The organism is Microcoleus sp. T3_A4, assembly GCF_036700465.1.
Classification (GTDB): Bacteria; Cyanobacteriota; Cyanobacteriia; order Cyanobacteriales; family Microcoleaceae; genus Microcoleus.
Map to the genome: position 1 here is coordinate 20361 of NZ_JAUBOY010000034.1, position 17186 is coordinate 37546.

Annotated in this window: 12 protein-coding genes; 2 read left to right on the plus strand and 10 right to left on the minus strand. The window is 47.9% G+C overall.

Features of this window, described 5'->3' with window-relative positions; genetic code table 11:
• Positions 1 to 54 precede the first annotated feature (54 nt).
• The 5 genes from QUA07_RS19615 to QUA07_RS19635 form a co-directional block, all read right to left on the minus strand.
• Positions 55 to 840 carry a calcium-binding protein gene (locus QUA07_RS19615; RefSeq protein ID WP_333328127.1) on the minus strand — a complete coding sequence of 262 codons (786 nt, stop codon included), beginning with the start codon at positions 838 to 840 and terminating at the stop codon, positions 55 to 57.
• A 425-nt stretch (positions 841 to 1265) separates the two neighbouring features.
• A complete protein-coding gene (locus QUA07_RS19620; RefSeq protein ID WP_333328130.1) occupies positions 1266 to 4562 on the minus strand; it encodes a tetratricopeptide repeat protein in 3297 nt (1098 codons plus the stop codon).
• A 26-nt stretch (positions 4563 to 4588) separates the two neighbouring features.
• Entirely contained in the window at positions 4589 to 5335 is a 747-nt protein-coding gene (locus QUA07_RS19625; RefSeq protein ID WP_333328132.1) for a DUF928 domain-containing protein, read from the minus strand.
• Between the two features lie 512 nt (positions 5336 to 5847).
• Positions 5848 to 7803: a CHASE2 domain-containing protein gene (locus QUA07_RS19630; RefSeq protein WP_333328135.1), complete on the minus strand. Its 1956-nt coding sequence runs from the start codon at positions 7801 to 7803 to the stop codon at positions 5848 to 5850.
• On the minus strand, positions 7803 to 8474 hold the full coding sequence (locus tag QUA07_RS19635) for a response regulator transcription factor (protein WP_333328139.1): 672 nt from the start codon (positions 8472 to 8474) through the stop codon (positions 7803 to 7805). Before QUA07_RS19635 ends, QUA07_RS19630 begins: the two co-directional genes overlap by 1 nt.
• A gap of 299 nt (positions 8475 to 8773) precedes the next feature.
• On the opposite strand from QUA07_RS19635, the gene QUA07_RS19640 reads away from it, so the two are divergent.
• Complete coding sequence (locus QUA07_RS19640; protein WP_333328142.1) at positions 8774 to 9646, plus strand: methyltransferase domain-containing protein; 873 nt, start codon at positions 8774 to 8776, stop codon at positions 9644 to 9646.
• 535 nt (positions 9647 to 10181) lie between these two features.
• Here the strand turns inward: QUA07_RS19640 and QUA07_RS19645 are convergent.
• The 5 genes from QUA07_RS19645 to QUA07_RS19665 form a co-directional block, all read right to left on the minus strand.
• Complete coding sequence (locus tag QUA07_RS19645) at positions 10182 to 10781, minus strand: Uma2 family endonuclease (RefSeq protein WP_333328145.1); 600 nt, start codon at positions 10779 to 10781, stop codon at positions 10182 to 10184.
• Between the two features lie 79 nt (positions 10782 to 10860).
• Positions 10861 to 13101: a phosphoketolase gene (locus tag QUA07_RS19650; protein ID WP_333328148.1), complete on the minus strand. Its 2241-nt coding sequence runs from the start codon at positions 13099 to 13101 to the stop codon at positions 10861 to 10863.
• 221 nt (positions 13102 to 13322) lie between these two features.
• Complete coding sequence (locus tag QUA07_RS19655; protein WP_333169396.1) at positions 13323 to 14546, minus strand: COP23 domain-containing protein; 1224 nt, start codon at positions 14544 to 14546, stop codon at positions 13323 to 13325.
• Between the two features lie 241 nt (positions 14547 to 14787).
• Positions 14788 to 15156: a hypothetical protein gene (locus tag QUA07_RS19660; RefSeq protein ID WP_333328151.1), complete on the minus strand. Its 369-nt coding sequence runs from the start codon at positions 15154 to 15156 to the stop codon at positions 14788 to 14790.
• A gap of 10 nt (positions 15157 to 15166) precedes the next feature.
• Complete coding sequence (locus tag QUA07_RS19665; protein ID WP_333296522.1) at positions 15167 to 15775, minus strand: COP23 domain-containing protein; 609 nt, start codon at positions 15773 to 15775, stop codon at positions 15167 to 15169.
• A 679-nt stretch (positions 15776 to 16454) separates the two neighbouring features.
• Between QUA07_RS19665 and QUA07_RS19670 the strand changes: the two genes are divergently transcribed.
• Positions 16455 to 17060, plus strand: coding sequence for a hypothetical protein (locus QUA07_RS19670; RefSeq protein WP_333296523.1), 606 nt, complete (start codon positions 16455 to 16457; stop codon positions 17058 to 17060).
• Positions 17061 to 17186: the final 126 nt, after the last annotated feature.

A 17186-nucleotide genomic window follows, 5' to 3' on the forward strand; every position in this document is an offset into this window, starting at 1 on the left:
TTCAAGAGCCATTGATGAGGAATTTATTCCTCGCTACGAAGCTGTAAAAAGCGATCAAAATCCCGGAGCAGAGATAATACTACCTTGAAGATCTGCCACTCTTGCATTTTCCACAAAGCCTACTATCTCGCCGGAATTCCTAACTTTAATTAGAGTGCCTTGAGTCTGTACTGGTTGATCATCTAATGTACCGGGCGGGGTCAATAGGTTGAAAATTTCTGGTGCATCAAAGTCCAATAAAACTGTGATGTTTGTCACGTATTGCAAGTCTACATCAGTAGCATTCAAACCACCTGCCAATCCAATTCGATCGACGCCAACTCTGAAACCTAGAACAAAATCGGCATTATTGACATCTGTAACTCCGGGTTCTGCTTGGATGACGTACAAGTTACTGCCCCCGATTTTGATTGAATAATTATCATCCAAACCTGCTAAAATATCCTGACCCAAACCTCCCACCAGAGTGTCATTTCCGCTACCGCTGATTAACAAATCATTGCCTCTGCCGCCCAAGAGAATATCGTTTCCTGCATCACCTATTAGAAAATCTGCATCTTGACCGCCACTGAGAGAGTCATTTCCCTCTTCTCCAGTCAGGAAGTCTTTACCTTTGCCTCCGAATAAAGAATCGTTGCCCAAATCTCCGCTGATAAAATCTTCTCCTTCATTGCCATAAACCAAATCATTAGCTGTTGAGCCAGTGACTACATCGTCACCTGCAAGCATCCAAACTCCCAAAGGAAAATTAGTTGCATCTGCGATCGACAAAGTAACAACTTCGGATGTATTGTCGCCAATTAATCGTTGAAGTTCTGACGAATCGGGTTGTAAAGCCATAAAAAAAATCCTCTTAACACTTGAGTTAAATCTTAAGCAACCCCGATGGGAAAATCATTCGTTCTAGCCACAGACTTGATGAAGTAGGAGGTGCAAAATAGATTGCGGGAAAGTGCAATGTATGTGAATATGTAGAGTAAATGGTTCACTTCCATCAGTTTTGAGATTGAGATAACTCGGCGGTTGAAACCGCGTCTACACAAACAAAGTCTGCCTGCGCCGACTAAAAAATAAAGATTGTTCCCGATTGCATCGGAATTATTAGTCTCCGAAAAGGAGACGGCAGAGCCGTTTCCCTACAATGTTATTTTGGGTAGGGAAACCGCACTGCCGTCTGCTCTATTATTCAGGTTGTACCGGAATTGATATAATTTAGGAGAAAATTTAGGAGAAAAACATTGAGCCAATTCGCTATTAATAAAAACTTACTCTGCCTCCCCAATCAGAGTAAATGCCGCCCAATTTCGAGGCTGGGGATGAGTTTTCATCGTGGTTAACATTGCCTGCCGAAGTGCCTGTGCTTTGTCGGGATTATTTTGCAAGTTTTGATAAAATGCCTGCATCAATTCCGATGTCGGCGCATCGGGAACCGCCCATAAAGAAACAATCACACTCGGCACTCCTGCCGAAATCAAAGCCCGCGACAAACCAATTACTCCATCCCCGGTAATTCTGCCTTCTCCAGTGTTGCAAGCACTCAAAACAACTAAGCTTGCTTGCAGTTTCATGTCAAAAATCTCTTCTGCGGTCAATAAGCCGTCATCGCTACCAGAAGGAGCCAGGGCGATCGCACTTGCCAATCCGCGCACATTATCCAGCAATCCATGGGTTGCTAAGTGAATAATCGATGCCTGGGGCATTTTTTGGACGATCGCAGCCTTTGTCCCTTGTGCGCCTGTGATGGCTTTAGTGTTGAGTAGAGGGGCGATCGCGATCGCTTCAGCTTCGGCTCCAGGTAGAGGAGACAATTGCTGTTTAGGTTCTCCCAGAGAGAGAGACACGCTTGGCATAGTGGGATTGCCCAAGACTAGAGCGTTACTGCTGTTAGCTGGCTGATTGGCTAACTTTTGTCGTTGTTGTCGAGTCAAATCCAATACTTGAATCGAAGGGGCGGTGAGAATGGTGTGTTTTTCGATTAAGTAAGTGCCGCCAGAGTCTTGCAGGGCGGGGAAGGGCACCTGGAACAGGGAGTCTTGGGGAATGAAAATGACGCGGGCATTGGGATCTTTTGGTAAGAAGCTGGCAATGGGATCGATCAGCAGTTGATGCAGCGTCGGTAAGTTGGGTTGGGGTTGAGTGGAGCCAAAACTGCTGCGACTGCGAACAGCGAGGAATTCTTGGTTGCCAATAATTAAGCTTGTTAGGGAGGCGTTGTGTTTTTGCCACAGGGGTTTGAGATCGACTTCGCGGAAGGTGATTTCGCCTGTCGGTTGAATCACCCAAATGTAGAGGGCGGATTCTCGCCCTACTTGTTTGCCCTGAATCTCAAACTCCTCGTAGATGATGGAATACTGCACCAAACTCGCGTTCTGTGCTTTGGCGATTTGGCGGATTTGCTCGCCGTTGGGAGAAGTATTAATAACCGGATTAGCAGCATCAGATGATAAACGCTGTGTCAGGAGATCGACCAAGGCACGAGCGCGTCCCTGTTCGGAAATTTCTAAAGCGGCATTGGGGTTATTCTGAGCCACCCGGACTTGTTGTAGAAGGCGATAAGTACGAGCTTGTCTTTCAAAGATGGAGACTTTATTCGCGTCGTTGGAACCGAGCATTTGTCGCATCGATTCCCAAACTTGAATCGCATCGATCAGCATTTTCTCAGATTCTGTTGGGTTGCCAGCCTTTAAAAACGTCGCTCCAAGGTTGTGGAGCGCCATACCCTCCTGTTGGCGGTTTTTAATTTCGCGGGCGATGGCTAAACTCTGTTGTCCATACTCAATGGCTTTGGCATCGTTGCCCAAAAAGCGGTGGGCGAATCCCAAAACGCCCAGTGCCAAACCTTCCCCAGGGCGGTCTTTACTTTCGCGGGCGATGGCTAAACTTTGCTGTGCATACTCAATGGCTTTGGCATAGTTACCCAGATCTCTGTAAGCAAGTCCCAAAATGCCCAGTACCCAACCTTCACTTCGGCGGTGTTTAATTTCGCGGGCGATGGCTAACCTCTGCTGTGAATACTCAATGGCTTTGGCAAAGTTGCCCAGAGAGTTGTAAGCATTTCCCAAATTGCCCAGTGCATTCCCTTCCTGTTGGCGGTCTTTAATCTCGCGGGCGATGGCTAACTGTTGCTGTGAATACTCAATGGCTTTGGCCGAGTTGCCCACAGAGTCGTAAGCATTTCCCAAAATGCTCAGTGCCAAACCTTCACTTCGGCGGTCTTTAATTTCACGGGTGATGGCTAAACTGAGCTGTGCATACTCAATGGCTTTGGCATAGTTGCCCAGAGAGTTGTAAGTACCTCCCAAAATGCTCAGTGCCAAACCTTCACTTTGGCGGTTTTTAATTTCGCGGGCGATCGCTAAACTGAGCTGTGCATACTCAATGGCTTTGGTATAGTTGCCCAGAGAGTTGTAAGCATTTCCCAAATTGCCCAGTGCCAAACCTTCACTTTGGCGGTCTTTAATTTCACGAGCGATGGCTAACTGTTGCTGTGAATACTCAATGACTTTGGCATAGTTGCCCACAGAGTTGTAAGCATTTCCCAAATAGCTCAGTGCCCTAACTTCACTTCGGCGGTTTTTAATTTCACGGGCGATGGCTAACCTCTGCTGTGCATACTCAATGGCTTTGTCATAGTTGCCCAGAGAGGCGTAAGCAAGTCCTAAAAGGCTCACTGCCCTACCTTCCTCTTGGCGGTCTTTAATTTCACGGGCGATGGCTAAACTCTGCTGTGCATACTCAATTGCTTTGGCATAGTCGCCCAGAGAGTTGTAAGTACCTCCCAAAATGCCCAGTGCCCAACCTTCACTTCGGCGGTCTTTAATTTCACGAGCGATGGCTAAACTGAGCTGTGCATACTCAATCGCTGTGTCATAGTTGCCCAGAGATAGGTAAGCAGCTCCCAAAATGCCCAGTGCCAAACCTTCACTTCGGCGGTCTTTAATTTGACGGGCGATGGCTAAACTCTGCTGTGCATACTCAATTGCTTTAGCATTGTTGCCCAGATAGATGTAAGCAAGTCCCAAATTGCCCAGAGCCTCATATTCTACCCCGCGGTCTTTAATTTCACGAGCGATGGCTAAACTGAGCTGTGCATACTCAATGGCTTTGTCATAGTTGCCCAGAGAGGCGTAAGCAAGTCCCAAAATGCTCAGTGCCAAACCTTCACTTTGGCGGTCTTTAATTTCACGGGCGATGGCTAAACTGAGCTGTGCATACTCAATTGCTTTAGCATTGTTGCCTGCTGAGCGGTAAGCAACTCCCAAAATGCCTAGTGTTACACCTTCCTTTCGGCGGTTTTTGAGGGCGCGATAAATTTGCAGTGCCTGTTGCCAGGAATTCATCGCTCCTCTTAATTGGCCAGTCTCTTCCTGTTGTATCCCCTGCTGCAGTAGCCGATCGGCCTCTGCTTGACGGGCATCCGTAGTTTGAGCAACAACCGGGAGTTGAGAGTGCCGAGGAATATAAAAGGCAACAGACAAAAGGCAAAAAGCGAGGGGAAAGAGAAAACGCGATCGCACTTTGCAATTACTGGATTTAAGCAGTTTTAGCGAGAAAGATTTCATAGGATTTAGTCTTTGGATTGCGAAGGTTAGCGCTGTCCTTGTCGCTGTTGTTCGATCGCCCTAATTTGTCGCAATCGATCGCTCCAATCTTTCAAAGGTTCGGCTTCCGAACTAGCGAGAGAATCTAGCAATTCCAGCACAGCCGCTTGGTTTTGAGAAGTCTCAGAGGCCTTGCGCGCTTCGGCGATCGCGTCATACCACAGCCCCGCCTCCGCATACAAGTCGATCCGCTGTTGGGGAGTTTGGGCTGCTGCAAGTTGAGACTGCAACGACGCAGCAGGCTGGACTACTTGGATTTCTGCCGCCGCCACCACATTGCTCGCAGGATCATCCGGATCGCAGACCAACACCACTTGCCACTGATAGGATTGCCCGATCGACAGTTGGGGGAGATTTGAGGGCAAAGCAACCGACATTATTCCTGGCTGACTCTGCATCTCGGTTCTGTAGAGCAGTTGTCCCGTGCGAGTAAACAGCCTCAATTGCAGCGGACGAGGAGGGCTATCGGGTACAAACCAGGTAAAGGTCGGATGCCCAGAAATCGTCACTCCCACATGGCTAAACGGCACTAAGGCAGTCAATCTCGCCGATGAATTACCTTCACAACCGCCGCTGCGAGTGGTATTTGTCCCCGTTTCTTTCGGTTTAGAAGGGTTTTCAGGAGGAGTGTATTTTGCCAGCGCTACAGGAGCGACCCAGAACGAAACACTCAGCATTAAACTCGCAATGCCCGCAGAGTAAACGGTTCGACGCTTCCACTCGTGAGTCATCATCGCAATCCCCTGTGTAACTATTTCTACAGTAATCAACAATACAAAAACACAATAGAGGACTGCCCGCAAGCTTCGTTTGCGGGAAGGTGCAAAGATATTGGTGTCAGCTTAAGGGCAAACCCTCTGTCCGGCAGTCCGGCAGGGGTTTAAACCCCTGCCTCAAAGCGAAAGTCGTCTGAAGACGACTAATGAGTTCTTCAGTCCTCTTTGAGAGGACTTTCGCTATGAGACAGGGAATTCATTCCCTGGTGGACTGGCGGGTGGGCGGGAGGACTGGGTGGAGTGACAGCTTAAGTTGACACGCTTTGGGCCTTGCCGTATCCAGAGTTGCCGTGTTGTCGATCGTTATATCTGAGCTCTTGGACCATTCTCAAGAACCGGCAAGATGCCCGTTCCACAAAGAGTGAATTTCTTGTGGAACTGGCATCCTGCCCCTTCATAAACGCCTTATTGAAAAGGGTGCAATATCTCATCTCAATTAGCTCCGATATAACAAGCGTGAGCCACAGCGATCACCAGAACCACCGCCGTTTTGCTGGCCAGGTTAACTCGCACACCATCCCCTTCGGTTGATTCGGGTAGCGCCGAAATGCTCCGCCTAACTGTTTGGCTAAGTTCTTTGCAAGCTGGGTTCCTAATCCTGAAGGTTGAAGTTTAGGGTTTGGATCTTCGGTTATTTCCCTGTCTCGATCGATTGCAGCCAAGCTAAGCGTTTCTGACTGAGACTGTTTCCCCCTACCATTATCCGCCACCCGAATCACCTGCCGATCGCCCTCTTGAGTGCAAATTACGGTCAAGCGAGTGGCTTCGATCGCGTGTTTCCCCACATTGCAGAGCGCTTCTTCTAGAAAGCGGCAGAGTGCTCGCTTGTGTTCCAACCGCAGATGCGAGGTGTTCAAGGGATCGAACTGCACAATTTTGAATTTGATCGTTTTGAGGTAGGGCAATTCTTGTTCGAGCGTGTTGGAATAGACCTTGTAGAGCAATTCATGCAATGGAGCCTGCAGGGCCAATTCGATCGCACTTCCCATGCGGAGATGCGGTTCATCCGCGATCGCGTCTCGTTGCACAGAGCCGTAAACTGCCCGCAATTCTTGATTCAAGCGTTGCAACTCCGGTAGAAATGGCGACGGTGTGGCTTCTCCTTGAGCAGTTCTCAAAATTCCAACCAATGTTTGTAACGGGCCGCTATGAATTGCATTAAAGGTCTGCTCGATCGCAAACTGACGTTCTTCCAACCGCAGTCGGAGTTCCTGTTCGTGGCGATAAAATAACGCTGCCGTCAACCCAGCCCCATTCAACACGAGTACGAGCAACACAGGCACGATCGGCACCCACCATCCCAAAAGAATCAGCCAATAACAGAGCGCGATCGGGCTAATGCTGGCGACTAAGAGCCCGATCAAAATTTTCCAGGGCGATCGCAGAAATTGTCCCAAACTCATCCCCAACAGTCCCCAGACCGCAATCCAGAGCGTTTCCCAACCCTCCCCCCAAACCTGAAGCAACGGCCGCCGATCGAGCACCGCGCTAATCATCTGGCTGGTTTCGTGGGCTTGCATTTCGACTCCGTAAATCCGTCCGGGATTGATACCTGCGATCGCACCTGAACTTGCCAGATCCTTCGCGCTAAAAGACATCATCCCAATCAGCACAATTTTGCCTCGAATCCAGTTCGGATCTACTTGTCCCGCCTTGATTTGCTCCAGGGAAAGCACGCGAAATGGCATTGTCCCGCTGCGAACATTCAGTAAAATTTGGTTGCCGCCTGCATCCGCCCCCACATATCCGCCAGAGTTTGACTGCACTCTGGTAAATTCAATGCTGCCAAAGCGCATCGCCTCCCGATCGCGAATTCCATTACCTAGCTTAATTCCTCGGGTTGCTAAATAGCGCTCTGCCAGCCGGATTGCGAAGGAAAAACGGTATTCCTGCTGATGGCTACCAGCGCCCAATAAACTGCGGCGCTGGTAGCCATCAGCATCGAGAACGGCATCTGCAAAGCCAACCTGTTCGGGTGGTAGCGCGGGCGGAGGTTTGACGATAAAGCCACTGCGATCGGGCAAAGCAATCTCCACTCCGATCGCATTCTTGCTGCTGCGAAACACCGATGTTAGTTCAGCATGACCTGGTTCCACCGGAATATCGCGGACAATATCCAGCCCGATCGCGATCGGTCCATACGTTTGCAACCGTTTGAGTAAATCGGCAATATCGCGATCGGGAATCGGATAAGTTCTAGCGCGTTGAATATCTTCCTCAGTGATGCCGACAATTACAATCCGTTCATCCATTGGCTCAGGAGGACGCAAACGCAGAAATTGATCGAACGCAACCAACTCCCAAAACTGAAGCGCACCGCTCAATCTAGCCATCATCACAGCGACAATCACCATCACCCCTGGAAGCGCTCCTCGTCCCCAAGTCGTGACATCCGATTTCACTGCTTGCCATCGATCGGGCTTCACTAATCAATCAATCCTTCTTCCCTAGCTCGCACTTCCGTTTGAATCCGCAGATTCTTATCATCATCAGGATACACCTCTAGCACATCTCGAATCTTAGTCCAGTAATACTGCACAGTGCGTTCAGAAACATTCATCCGTTTGGCGATCGCAGTATCCTGTAAGCTCTCGTGAAAAGCAAATTGCAACACCTGCATCCAGGCGGGTTTGAGTTGCAGCCCATTGCGGATCTCTCGGGGTGTATAAATCCGCTCATGCAGCGCCCAATCAACCATTGCCAGCAAGTCTTTCATCGGCTGGCTCTTATCGACAACTGTGAAGCCGCCCATGTGATTGTCGATCGACGGTTTCAGCCAAACTAAAGTCCGAACATGGGCACTCTGCACCACAATATTCAGACTCGGATACTGCTCCATCAAGGTTTTGAGGAGTTGAAGCCCTGAATTCGCTTGAGCTGTTTCGCCGGTCGTCTCTGGCATCACCAAATCCACAATCACCAAATCCGGCGTCGTCTGCGCTATTTGCTGAAGGGCTGCCTGAGCCGTCGGAGCCGTCAGAATGTCTGCCTCTGGATATTCTTGCTTCAGAATGTTAAGCGTCCCACCTAACACCATCGCATGGTCATCCACAAGTAAAAATGTTCGTTTCTCCGGTTGAGGTAAAGTCTGGGGCATAATTTATTCGTTGCCACACAACATCGTCAGTTTAGGTAATCCGTCCACCCCTTTTAGATTTGGAATTTACGATTTTCGATTTGTGACCTAGTTGAAACTAGGGGCTTTAAACCGCTGAAATTCTCATTCAAAATCCCAAATCTAAAATCGTCTCGGTCATCTTCTTACAATAGAGGAATTACCTGGCTCCCGTCCTGCATCTGTCCGCCAACTGGGGTTGTGGATGTCCGCAACGAGAATTGCGCTAAAGCGCAGTTCTATTATAATCTAGGTGTCGCAGCAGGAAAAAGAATGATTTTATGGCAGCAGAAGGTTCGTATCAAGCCAGCACGTACAATCTGGAACTTGACGCAGAAATCCAGCGGTTAAAAAGTCAAGTTCTCCTCAGTTGGGAAAAGGAAGCGCGCACTTTAAAGTGGTTCGGTTTAGGCGACGGGATGAATGTTTTGGAAGCGGGTAGCGGGCCGGGATTTTTCAGTGAAAAACTGTTAGAATTGCTGCCAAACAGTTCGGTAACAGCAGTAGAAATCGACCCGGTACTGTACGAAAAAGCAGTAGCATATTTGCAGGACAAAGGAGGCGATCGAGTAAATCGCATTCAAGCATCGGTGGCGGATACTGGTTTGGAGGATAACACGTTTGACTTTGCGATCGCCCGTTTGCTGTTCGTTCACCTCCCAGAGCCCGTCGCCGCAGCTAGAGAAATATTCCGCATCTTGAAACCGGGCGGCAAACTGGTGATTATTGATAGCGACGCGGATTTGTTTTGGCTGACAAATCCACCTTTGTCAGTCGAGATTGTCAGGGAGAAATTCAAGCAGGTAATGGCATCGCGGGGCGGCAATTTATGCATCGGGCGAAATCTGTGCCGCATTCTCAAAGAAGCTGGGTTTTGTAGCGTTGATTTAGAAGCGGTTGTCAGCCACAGCGATTTAATGGGAATTGAAGCGTTTGAACCTTTGCTGGACTCCGGGCCCATTTTGCAGATGGTCAAACAAGGGCTGATTTCAGAGTCGGAAATAGCCAGCTATCTGGTTTCGCGGGATGAGTTTGTCGCTGCGGGCGATCGATCGATGATGAGTTTTTGGTTAATGGCTTGCGGGGAAAAAAGCAATAAAATTAAGACAGATATTTCACACAATATTGATGTCCCGTCGCAGCACAACCTCTAGCACTCTTGCTCAAATACCAGCTAACAAAGCAAACTTATCTAACAGTAAACCAGAAAAAATTCAGAATAAATTCTTCCCTCAACATTAGGTTCAATCTGCACGTATAGCTCTAGAATCATATCATATCCGCTAGCATCGTCGGTCGTAAAATCTAGTCAACAGCCAAAAATCACGGACGCTGCCACCGGAATTGATATAATTCATCTGCGTTTATCTGCGTTTATCTGCCCTCATCTGCGGTAAAAAAAAGAGAATGTATTAACCGCAGATGACAATGGATTGACGCAGATTAACGCCGAGGTCGAGAAAAGAGAGAGGAATAATTCCGATTCTAAAATATTTAATATAAAACCTATAAATTTTCATATTTCTGAGCTTAGTAACTTTACACCTACAAGTCTAATAAATCCTTGGAGCCGATCGCCCAAAGGTTGTTTGTGAGAGCCAATGGTTGTCTGTCACATTTTAGCTTAACCAATCAAGTCGTTAGCGAAGCCCTCGTAGGCGATCGCACTTTTGACAAACTCCTCAGCATTCAACCCACTTGGCGAACCCCCTTAAGAAACTCTGTCCTTGCCTCAATCCTTGAAGGCATTAACACGCAGCGTACCAACAATTCTAAATCCAATTCCGGCAAAAACTCACTTCTTGAAACTTGCTCGTAATCATCCTCGCGCAGCCGATAGACAGCAAGCCGATTATTTTCCCAAAACCAAACTTCAGCAATGCGAAGTCGCAGATATTTAGCTAGTTTATTGGTGCTACCGCTAGTAATCGTTACTTCCACGGCTAAATCGGGATGCTCTTTTATGGAACCTATATAATAAGACTCGTCTGGTTCAAATGATACATCTCTTGCCCGGTTTCTGCGAGTTGCACTCCCTACAGGAAAGAATTCAATTCCGAGTTCAAAAAAGTATGCTTCCAGTAATATAGCGATCGCTTTTTTAAAGCTTTCATGTGCTTCGCCCACTGTCATAAACTCGATCCACCCATCAAGATAAGTTATCCGTAAACCCGGAGAGTCGGCCATCAAAGATTCGATCGCCTCAAATTGCTCCCAAGTATAATAACCGGGGAGAATCAATCGCTGTTCCGCAAGCGTACCTATTTCTTCTAAAATTTTTGCTGTCATAGGTATCACAATCCTATTTTAAATATTACTAGCCCCTACCCAGCACAAACCAGGCAGGGGCATTCACTCACATTCTAACTTAATGAACTAGCTCGATCGCCCTTTTAGTCAACGCCTCAGCAGTCAACCCATTAAACGCCATCAACTGACCAGCACTAGCAGTAGTTTCCCCCCGCTTCCAAGCGAAAGTATCCCGCTTGCAATTGCTGCGGAGCATCACAGGTTCTAACATCCCAGAAGCACCGCCTGTCACGCCAATTAAGGCATCTCCGCCAAACAATTCGGCAAATTTCTCATCGCTCAAAAAGCCGCCGTCAGCTTCCGAACAAGTATCCCAAGCAACATCGCTAGCACGATACAAACGCCGAGGATTCACAACAGAAACAATCCGCACTCCAATCCCTTCTGTTTCCAAAAATGCCGCTGCTTCAAACACTGGCATTAAAGTCATGTCGCCGACAACTGCAAACACAACTTTCTTGCTCCCCCCTTGATTCTGGGAAGCTTGCGGGGAATCGACTTCGTGCAGCACTATTGCACCGTCTTGCAAACCCTGGCGACTCTGTTCAAAAGTAGTGCGAATTGGCAGCGGTGACTTGCTCGCAGTAATCACAACTCCCTTATTTTTAGCAGTCAAAGCCCACTCGTAACAAGCTTGAATGCTGTTAGCATCCGGTGGAAACAAAGGAAACACATTTCCGTTCCGCATCATCGCCGCAAAATAAGCCTCAATTTCCGGTCGCTGGTGCGTCCAACCGTTGCGGCCTTGTTCCAATGCACCCGCTGTAAATAAGGTGACAGTTGCCGGAGTTGGACGGCGCAATTCTGCCATTGCTTGGGTTACAGTTTGCCAAATTGGTAAACCGTTAATGGCAAAAGATTCGTAGGAACACCACAAACTCCGCGCTCCAAATAGCGATAAACCTACGGCTAAACCAGCGCAAGCATCTTCACTCAAAGGTTCATAAACTTGACCGTTTGGCGATTGATTGTACAGGTCATCTGTCGTCGGGTGAATAATCTTGAGAGCTTGGTTGATATTAGCAATTGCCGATGCTTCATTGCCGTCAGCATTAGTGACAAGAAAAGTACGATCGCGCTCGCCAACTTTCCCTACCAAACGTCCCATTGCTGTCGTCGAAATCTTCGGTTCTCCCCCAACGGCAAATTCTTCTAAAGGCAATTCGCCTAGATCGGGCAGCGGCAATGTAAACTCAGTAACAACTGTTTTCGCCGCCGGCCCGCCGCCCGCACGCTCGCAATTTTTCCGCACCAGATCCCAAGCGGCCGCAGTCAAAGCGCGCTCTTTTAAAGCACTGATAATGTGCGGTGCATCCAGCGTATCTTTCGGATAAAGGTTGTGAGATTTTGCTCCGCGCGCGTGGACGCCGGCACCTTTCAACTGTTTGATAATAAACGCAGTTAATTTGCCGCCGAGAGCAGATTTTGCCGCTTTGTCAACTCCTTGTAAAACAGCTTTGGTAAATGCCATCCGCTGTTCGAGCGAAAAAGCAGTGCTGTCAACATAATCTTCCGGTTGATTTTTATCATCAAATTCCTTAGCATCAACTAAGATAACTTCTTCAAAACCGTTGCCTTGCCAATAAGCAATCATTTCAGCATTAGTTTTAGTCGAAACCATGCTGTGATGTTCCTGAGAATATCCGTTCCAAACCAATACAGGCAAAAAGTTAGTAGCTTTGGGATAAGCAGTGTGGAAATGCGCCATGCTGCTCATCGGATAGGGTTCGCCCATGCCGCCGTCGCCCATTGTGAAAGCAAACAGTTTGTCGGGGTGCAAAAGCGCTCCAGCCATTGCGAAATGCTGCCCTTGTCCGAGGGGGCCTGCAGGCGCTAAAAGGCCGGGAATGAAACCGGAAAGATGTCCTAACAAACCGTCTTTTTCTCGGAATTTATCGCGCACTTGCTGCACGTTGAAAATTCCCATATCCTCCAAAGATCGATCGAGAAACATGGCACTGTAAAAGCCGGGGGCGTGATGGCCGACTTCGGTGACAATGTTCTTGTGTCCCAGCATCACCAAAGCGGCATAAGCCTCAGCTTGGCTAGCAAAACCCCCTGGATGTCCCGATGCCTTGCTGGCGGTGACTTGCAGTGTCAGGTAGCGCAGCGCGTCTGCTCCCAGCATCGTTTGAAAGACGGCGACGGGATCGGCAGGATCGGCGATCGACTTGCTCCCCTCGGCGATCGCAGGTGCTTTCCCATAAGTATCAAAACCAGGGACTGTTTCAGAAAAATATTGAATGCCTTCGCAAAAAGCGGGCGTTGTTGACGTTGCCTGCGGGGTAGTTGCTGTCATGCTTGATACCGGAAAAATTTGAATTGGATTAATGTAAGAGTAATTTTATAGCTTCTGTGTTCCAAAAAATCATTAGTTCTATTATGTGAATGATAAATAAGTAAAATATCTCAATTTTTAAGCTAATAAATAAGTAGTTGTTTGAGAACCCCGACTTATGCAAAAAGTCGCGGTTCTGTGTTTACCCATTACTAATCCATCACAAATATCAAATCCCCGATCTAAAATTGTTCCAGCCGTTCCCGGACATCGATATAAAGCACAGTACCGCTTTCAGAAAGAGAAGGCACAGCCTTTTGATTCCCCAGCCAAACAAAAAAACTGCTAAGTGCAGGAGTCGGATCTTGATCGCGGCGCAGCGTGTAGATCAAACCTTCGCAAGGCCCATTAACACGGCTAGTCGTGCAAATCGCTTTCTGGTTATTTACAATACCCACAGTCACATAATTTAGCTGTTTATTGCGGTTATAATTCTCAAGGCGCTGAGTCACTTGTTGGCAGCGAGTTAGAGGATCGTAGCCCGAACTAGAAAAGAAATTAGAATTCCAGCGAATCCAAGGCTCCCTAAACCCTTGTGGGTTTTGATACACAGTAACTGGTTCCCCGGTCGAGGTATCGCACACAAATCCTCCATAACCCCGATTCGGTTGGTTTTTATCGAAGGCGTTGCTGAGAGAAAGATTGCTGAGAATATCAAAGCTGTTTCGCTTATTTTGTGATAGCAACTCCCTAAAAGCATCGATCGGGATTGCTGCATTCAACCCCGTTTTAATCTCCTCAATCTGACCGTTCCACTGACTCCTAATTGTGCCAACAGTATCCCCCTGGCCGTGAATTCCTACCACCCTGCCATCCGCATCAAATACAGGCCCGCCGCTCATCCCGCGCCTGGTTACAGCTTGGTAGCGCAGACGATACCCTGATGAGGCGCGGCCCAAGCGAGAAGAGATGATACCAGCAGTAAACTCAAGTTTTCGTTCAAATCCCGAAATGGGCAGCGGATAGCCAGAAACGTAAATAGCAGAACCCACAACAGCACGTTCTGACTCGCCCATTGGTGCTACTGGATACTGTTCTCGGCTCTGAAACTGTATCAAAGCCAAGTCTATATCCGTGTCATTTTTCGGTAGGCGCTGTATTCTAATCGCAGCATAATCCTTTTCCAAATGAGTGCGAATGCTGTATTTTTGAGCGAGGCTTGCCACCACATGATTAGCTGTCAGAACAGTGTAAATATTACCCTGTTTGGCAATAATTACTCCCGATCCACTAGCAAAAAAACCCAGCGTATTGTTGACTTCCACAGTTGTCAACGTCGCTAGCTGGGCAATTTCTTCGGCTGTTTTGGCACAGGCAGCATATTGTTGGCTGACAACCGCCGTCACTGTTAATGCACCTGTCAAGATGATTGTCAGCGCGTCAAACCGCAAACTCCACACATTCATCGATAACTCCCTAGATGAAACGAGGCGAACTGCAAATATATACTAATCGGAATTCCCCAACTGGATTTAACCATTTTTTCCAATAATTCCGCTGTTGGTTCACTTCCATCTTCATTCTTCATAGACGCCAAAATTAGGATCTCGATACTTGCCCCTACCGTTAATCCCAATCAAGAAACCTTTGGCATTAAAAATCGGGTCGCGACTCATACCGATTTTAACCTCATTTGTATAGCCCAACCTATAACCTTGAGGCAAAGATTTGGGTAGCAGCACCGAAACGAAGCCGTGTCACCGCCAAACCCCCAACCTCAGCACCCGCAGGAAAGCCCACTGGCAGCATTGCCTCAGATATTGATCTTGCCTCTAGGCTTAATGGTGCTATTTTATACTCGATCGCGCTGCGAAACAAAACGATCGCCTGATCGATATCGCCCAGCAGCCTCAGAACTCCTAGCAGTGGGTAGAGGAGGCCGTCGTCGGTGACAAGTCCGATCGCCACAACCTGCCAGTTAGTCAGCACTCTATAGGTGTGGCCCTGCTGCCGGACGATCGTCCCGGAACCAGGAGATATTCCCGTCGGGATGCGTACCGCTGTTTGACGCGCCAAATTTTCCACCTCAATCCTTGGAATTGGTGATGGGATGGAAAATTTGCCAATCTTTAAGGCTGTCCGAACGGTGGGGAAAAGGGGGTAGTTGCGCCTCATCATCCATGTTTTCCCCTAGCTTTTCGCTGACATCAATGTAAGGAATTTTACTGGTTTCATCAAAAGACGGCATCCCGACATATCCTTGGCGCCAAGCCAACAAATTATACAAAGAGCCGATCGGGTCTTGGCCGGGTCTGAGGGTATAAATCAAATTTTGACACCGCCCATTGACTTGATTCGCCGTGCAGATGACGTTCTGGCCGTTCATTTGGCCCGCAGTAATGTACTTAAGCATTCGTTGGCGGCGATAGATTTCGAGGCGTTGACTCACTAATTGACACCGAGTTACCGGATCGTAGCCAGAACCGGAGAAATAATCGGAAGTCCACTCAATCCAAGGCTCTACAGCACCGTGAGCGTTTTGGTACACCGTCACCGGCGCACCAGTCGAGGTACTGCACCAAAATCCACTTTCCCCCGGTGCTCGCCGACCATAACTCGGTTGAGACGCAACCGTTATGCCGCTGAGGGCGCAAGCTGTTGCCACCAAAACTTTTTTCAATAATTGCTGTTTCATGATTTTTTCACTGTGTTTTATGAGATTCGGCACAAAAATCACCGAATGCTGCGATAACACCCTTGACACGCCTGTTCGTTACAGATCCGCTGACTGAGGAATTATGTGATTCGCGACTTGACCAGAAACCAGTTTTTTTTACGAAAACACTTCGTTGCAGCCGTTATGCCTGGTTAAAAAACCCGGTTTTTTTGCTCTTGATGCGTAAGTTTTGATATTGTTCGCGACTTGTACGTTCCCTCTAACCGCGATTTCGGCGCTGTTAAAAAAGTGCTCCGAAGCCGAGCTTAAAATGCGCGCACCAGTCTGAATTCTGTCCTCATTACTACTAATCAAACTCAGGCTTTTACCAACCGGAAAGAGGCTGTTCACCTCAGACCTTGGAAAGGATCGAGTTGCAACGGTACATCACACCACTGACAAGGTATTTGATATCACTTACGAGCTGGGTCGCGAGCTTGATCTGCTGAGACAGGTACACTGCTGGGTCATACCAGCGAGGGGTAAAACCCCTTTTACCTGATCTAACACTAAAATCCACGTATTAACAAGAACTCTTAACTTGTTTTCATCTCCGTACTGCGGGAAATACTTCTAAGTGAGTGTAATCAGGGTCTAAGTGCTTTCTACCACCAAAATTCACCCTCCATACACTGACGTTTAGTAGAGTATTAAAACTATGAACCGTATCTGCAAACAGTTAGGATATTTAGGCGTTTCGTTAATTTTGATAGGCGGTAGCAGTTGTTCTAGCTCAGATGCAGCTACCTCAACCGAAAACCAGAGGCAACTCTCAGCAAGCGCCCCTCAGTTCCAAAACCTACAGCTAACGCGAAATCAAATTGAGGCTCGTTCGAGTCAATTAACGCAGCCTTCTAACTCTGTTGCCTCAGTTTTAGGCAGTGCTGCCCTCTCAGAAAATACTGCCACCGTTACGGTTTATAAGGTAGATAATTTGTGTCAAACTCTGAAGCCGGAAACAGTTACAGGCCCAGAGAACCAGTTAATGTCATCGGCGGTTAATGAAGTGTTAAAGCAGCAGATTTTCGATAGTCTTGGTTTGGCTGGTTATCGCCTCAAGATCGATCGCGACCTCGGAATAGCTACCGTGGATCTGCGAGCCTCCGGAAATTCGCGGCAGAAATTGCAAAATCTGTCCAGTTGTCAAATGTTAGGTTTGTTCGGGGGCGTGCGCCAAACTTTAACCAGTTATGCTCCTTGGCAAATCAAAACTGTTCGTTTTACAGAGCTTGGAGAGGATATTTTGAGCACCGTTCGAGAATAAGCTATTAAAATTATTGGATATGGGACTTACGCAATTCTCCCCTTAAAAACAAGGGTTGGGAGCGATTGAATAAACCTTCAAACCCTTTGAGATTTGTTGATACTGCTAAGTCCTGTGACCCAAACC

Excerpts from the sequence above, each read along its gene's own strand:
- QUA07_RS19620 (WP_333328130.1), bottom strand. The coding sequence starts at position 4,562 with ATGAAATCTTTCTCGCTAAAACTGCTTAAATCCAGTAATTGCAAAGTG.
- QUA07_RS19635 (WP_333328139.1), bottom strand. The coding sequence starts at position 8,474 with ATGCCCCAGACTTTACCTCAACCGGAGAAACGAACATTTTTACTTGTG.
- QUA07_RS19615 (WP_333328127.1), bottom strand. The coding sequence starts at position 840 with ATGGCTTTACAACCCGATTCGTCAGAACTTCAACGATTAATTGGCGAC.
- QUA07_RS19645 (WP_333328145.1), bottom strand. The coding sequence starts at position 10,781 with ATGACAGCAAAAATTTTAGAAGAAATAGGTACGCTTGCGGAACAGCGA.
- QUA07_RS19655 (WP_333169396.1), bottom strand. The coding sequence starts at position 14,546 with ATGAATGTGTGGAGTTTGCGGTTTGACGCGCTGACAATCATCTTGACA.
- QUA07_RS19625 (WP_333328132.1), bottom strand. The coding sequence starts at position 5,335 with ATGATGACTCACGAGTGGAAGCGTCGAACCGTTTACTCTGCGGGCATT.
- QUA07_RS19640 (WP_333328142.1), top strand. The coding sequence starts at position 8,774 with ATGGCAGCAGAAGGTTCGTATCAAGCCAGCACGTACAATCTGGAACTT.
- QUA07_RS19650 (WP_333328148.1), bottom strand. The coding sequence starts at position 13,101 with ATGACAGCAACTACCCCGCAGGCAACGTCAACAACGCCCGCTTTTTGC.
- QUA07_RS19670 (WP_333296523.1), top strand. The coding sequence starts at position 16,455 with ATGAACCGTATCTGCAAACAGTTAGGATATTTAGGCGTTTCGTTAATT.
- QUA07_RS19665 (WP_333296522.1), bottom strand. The coding sequence starts at position 15,775 with ATGAAACAGCAATTATTGAAAAAAGTTTTGGTGGCAACAGCTTGCGCC.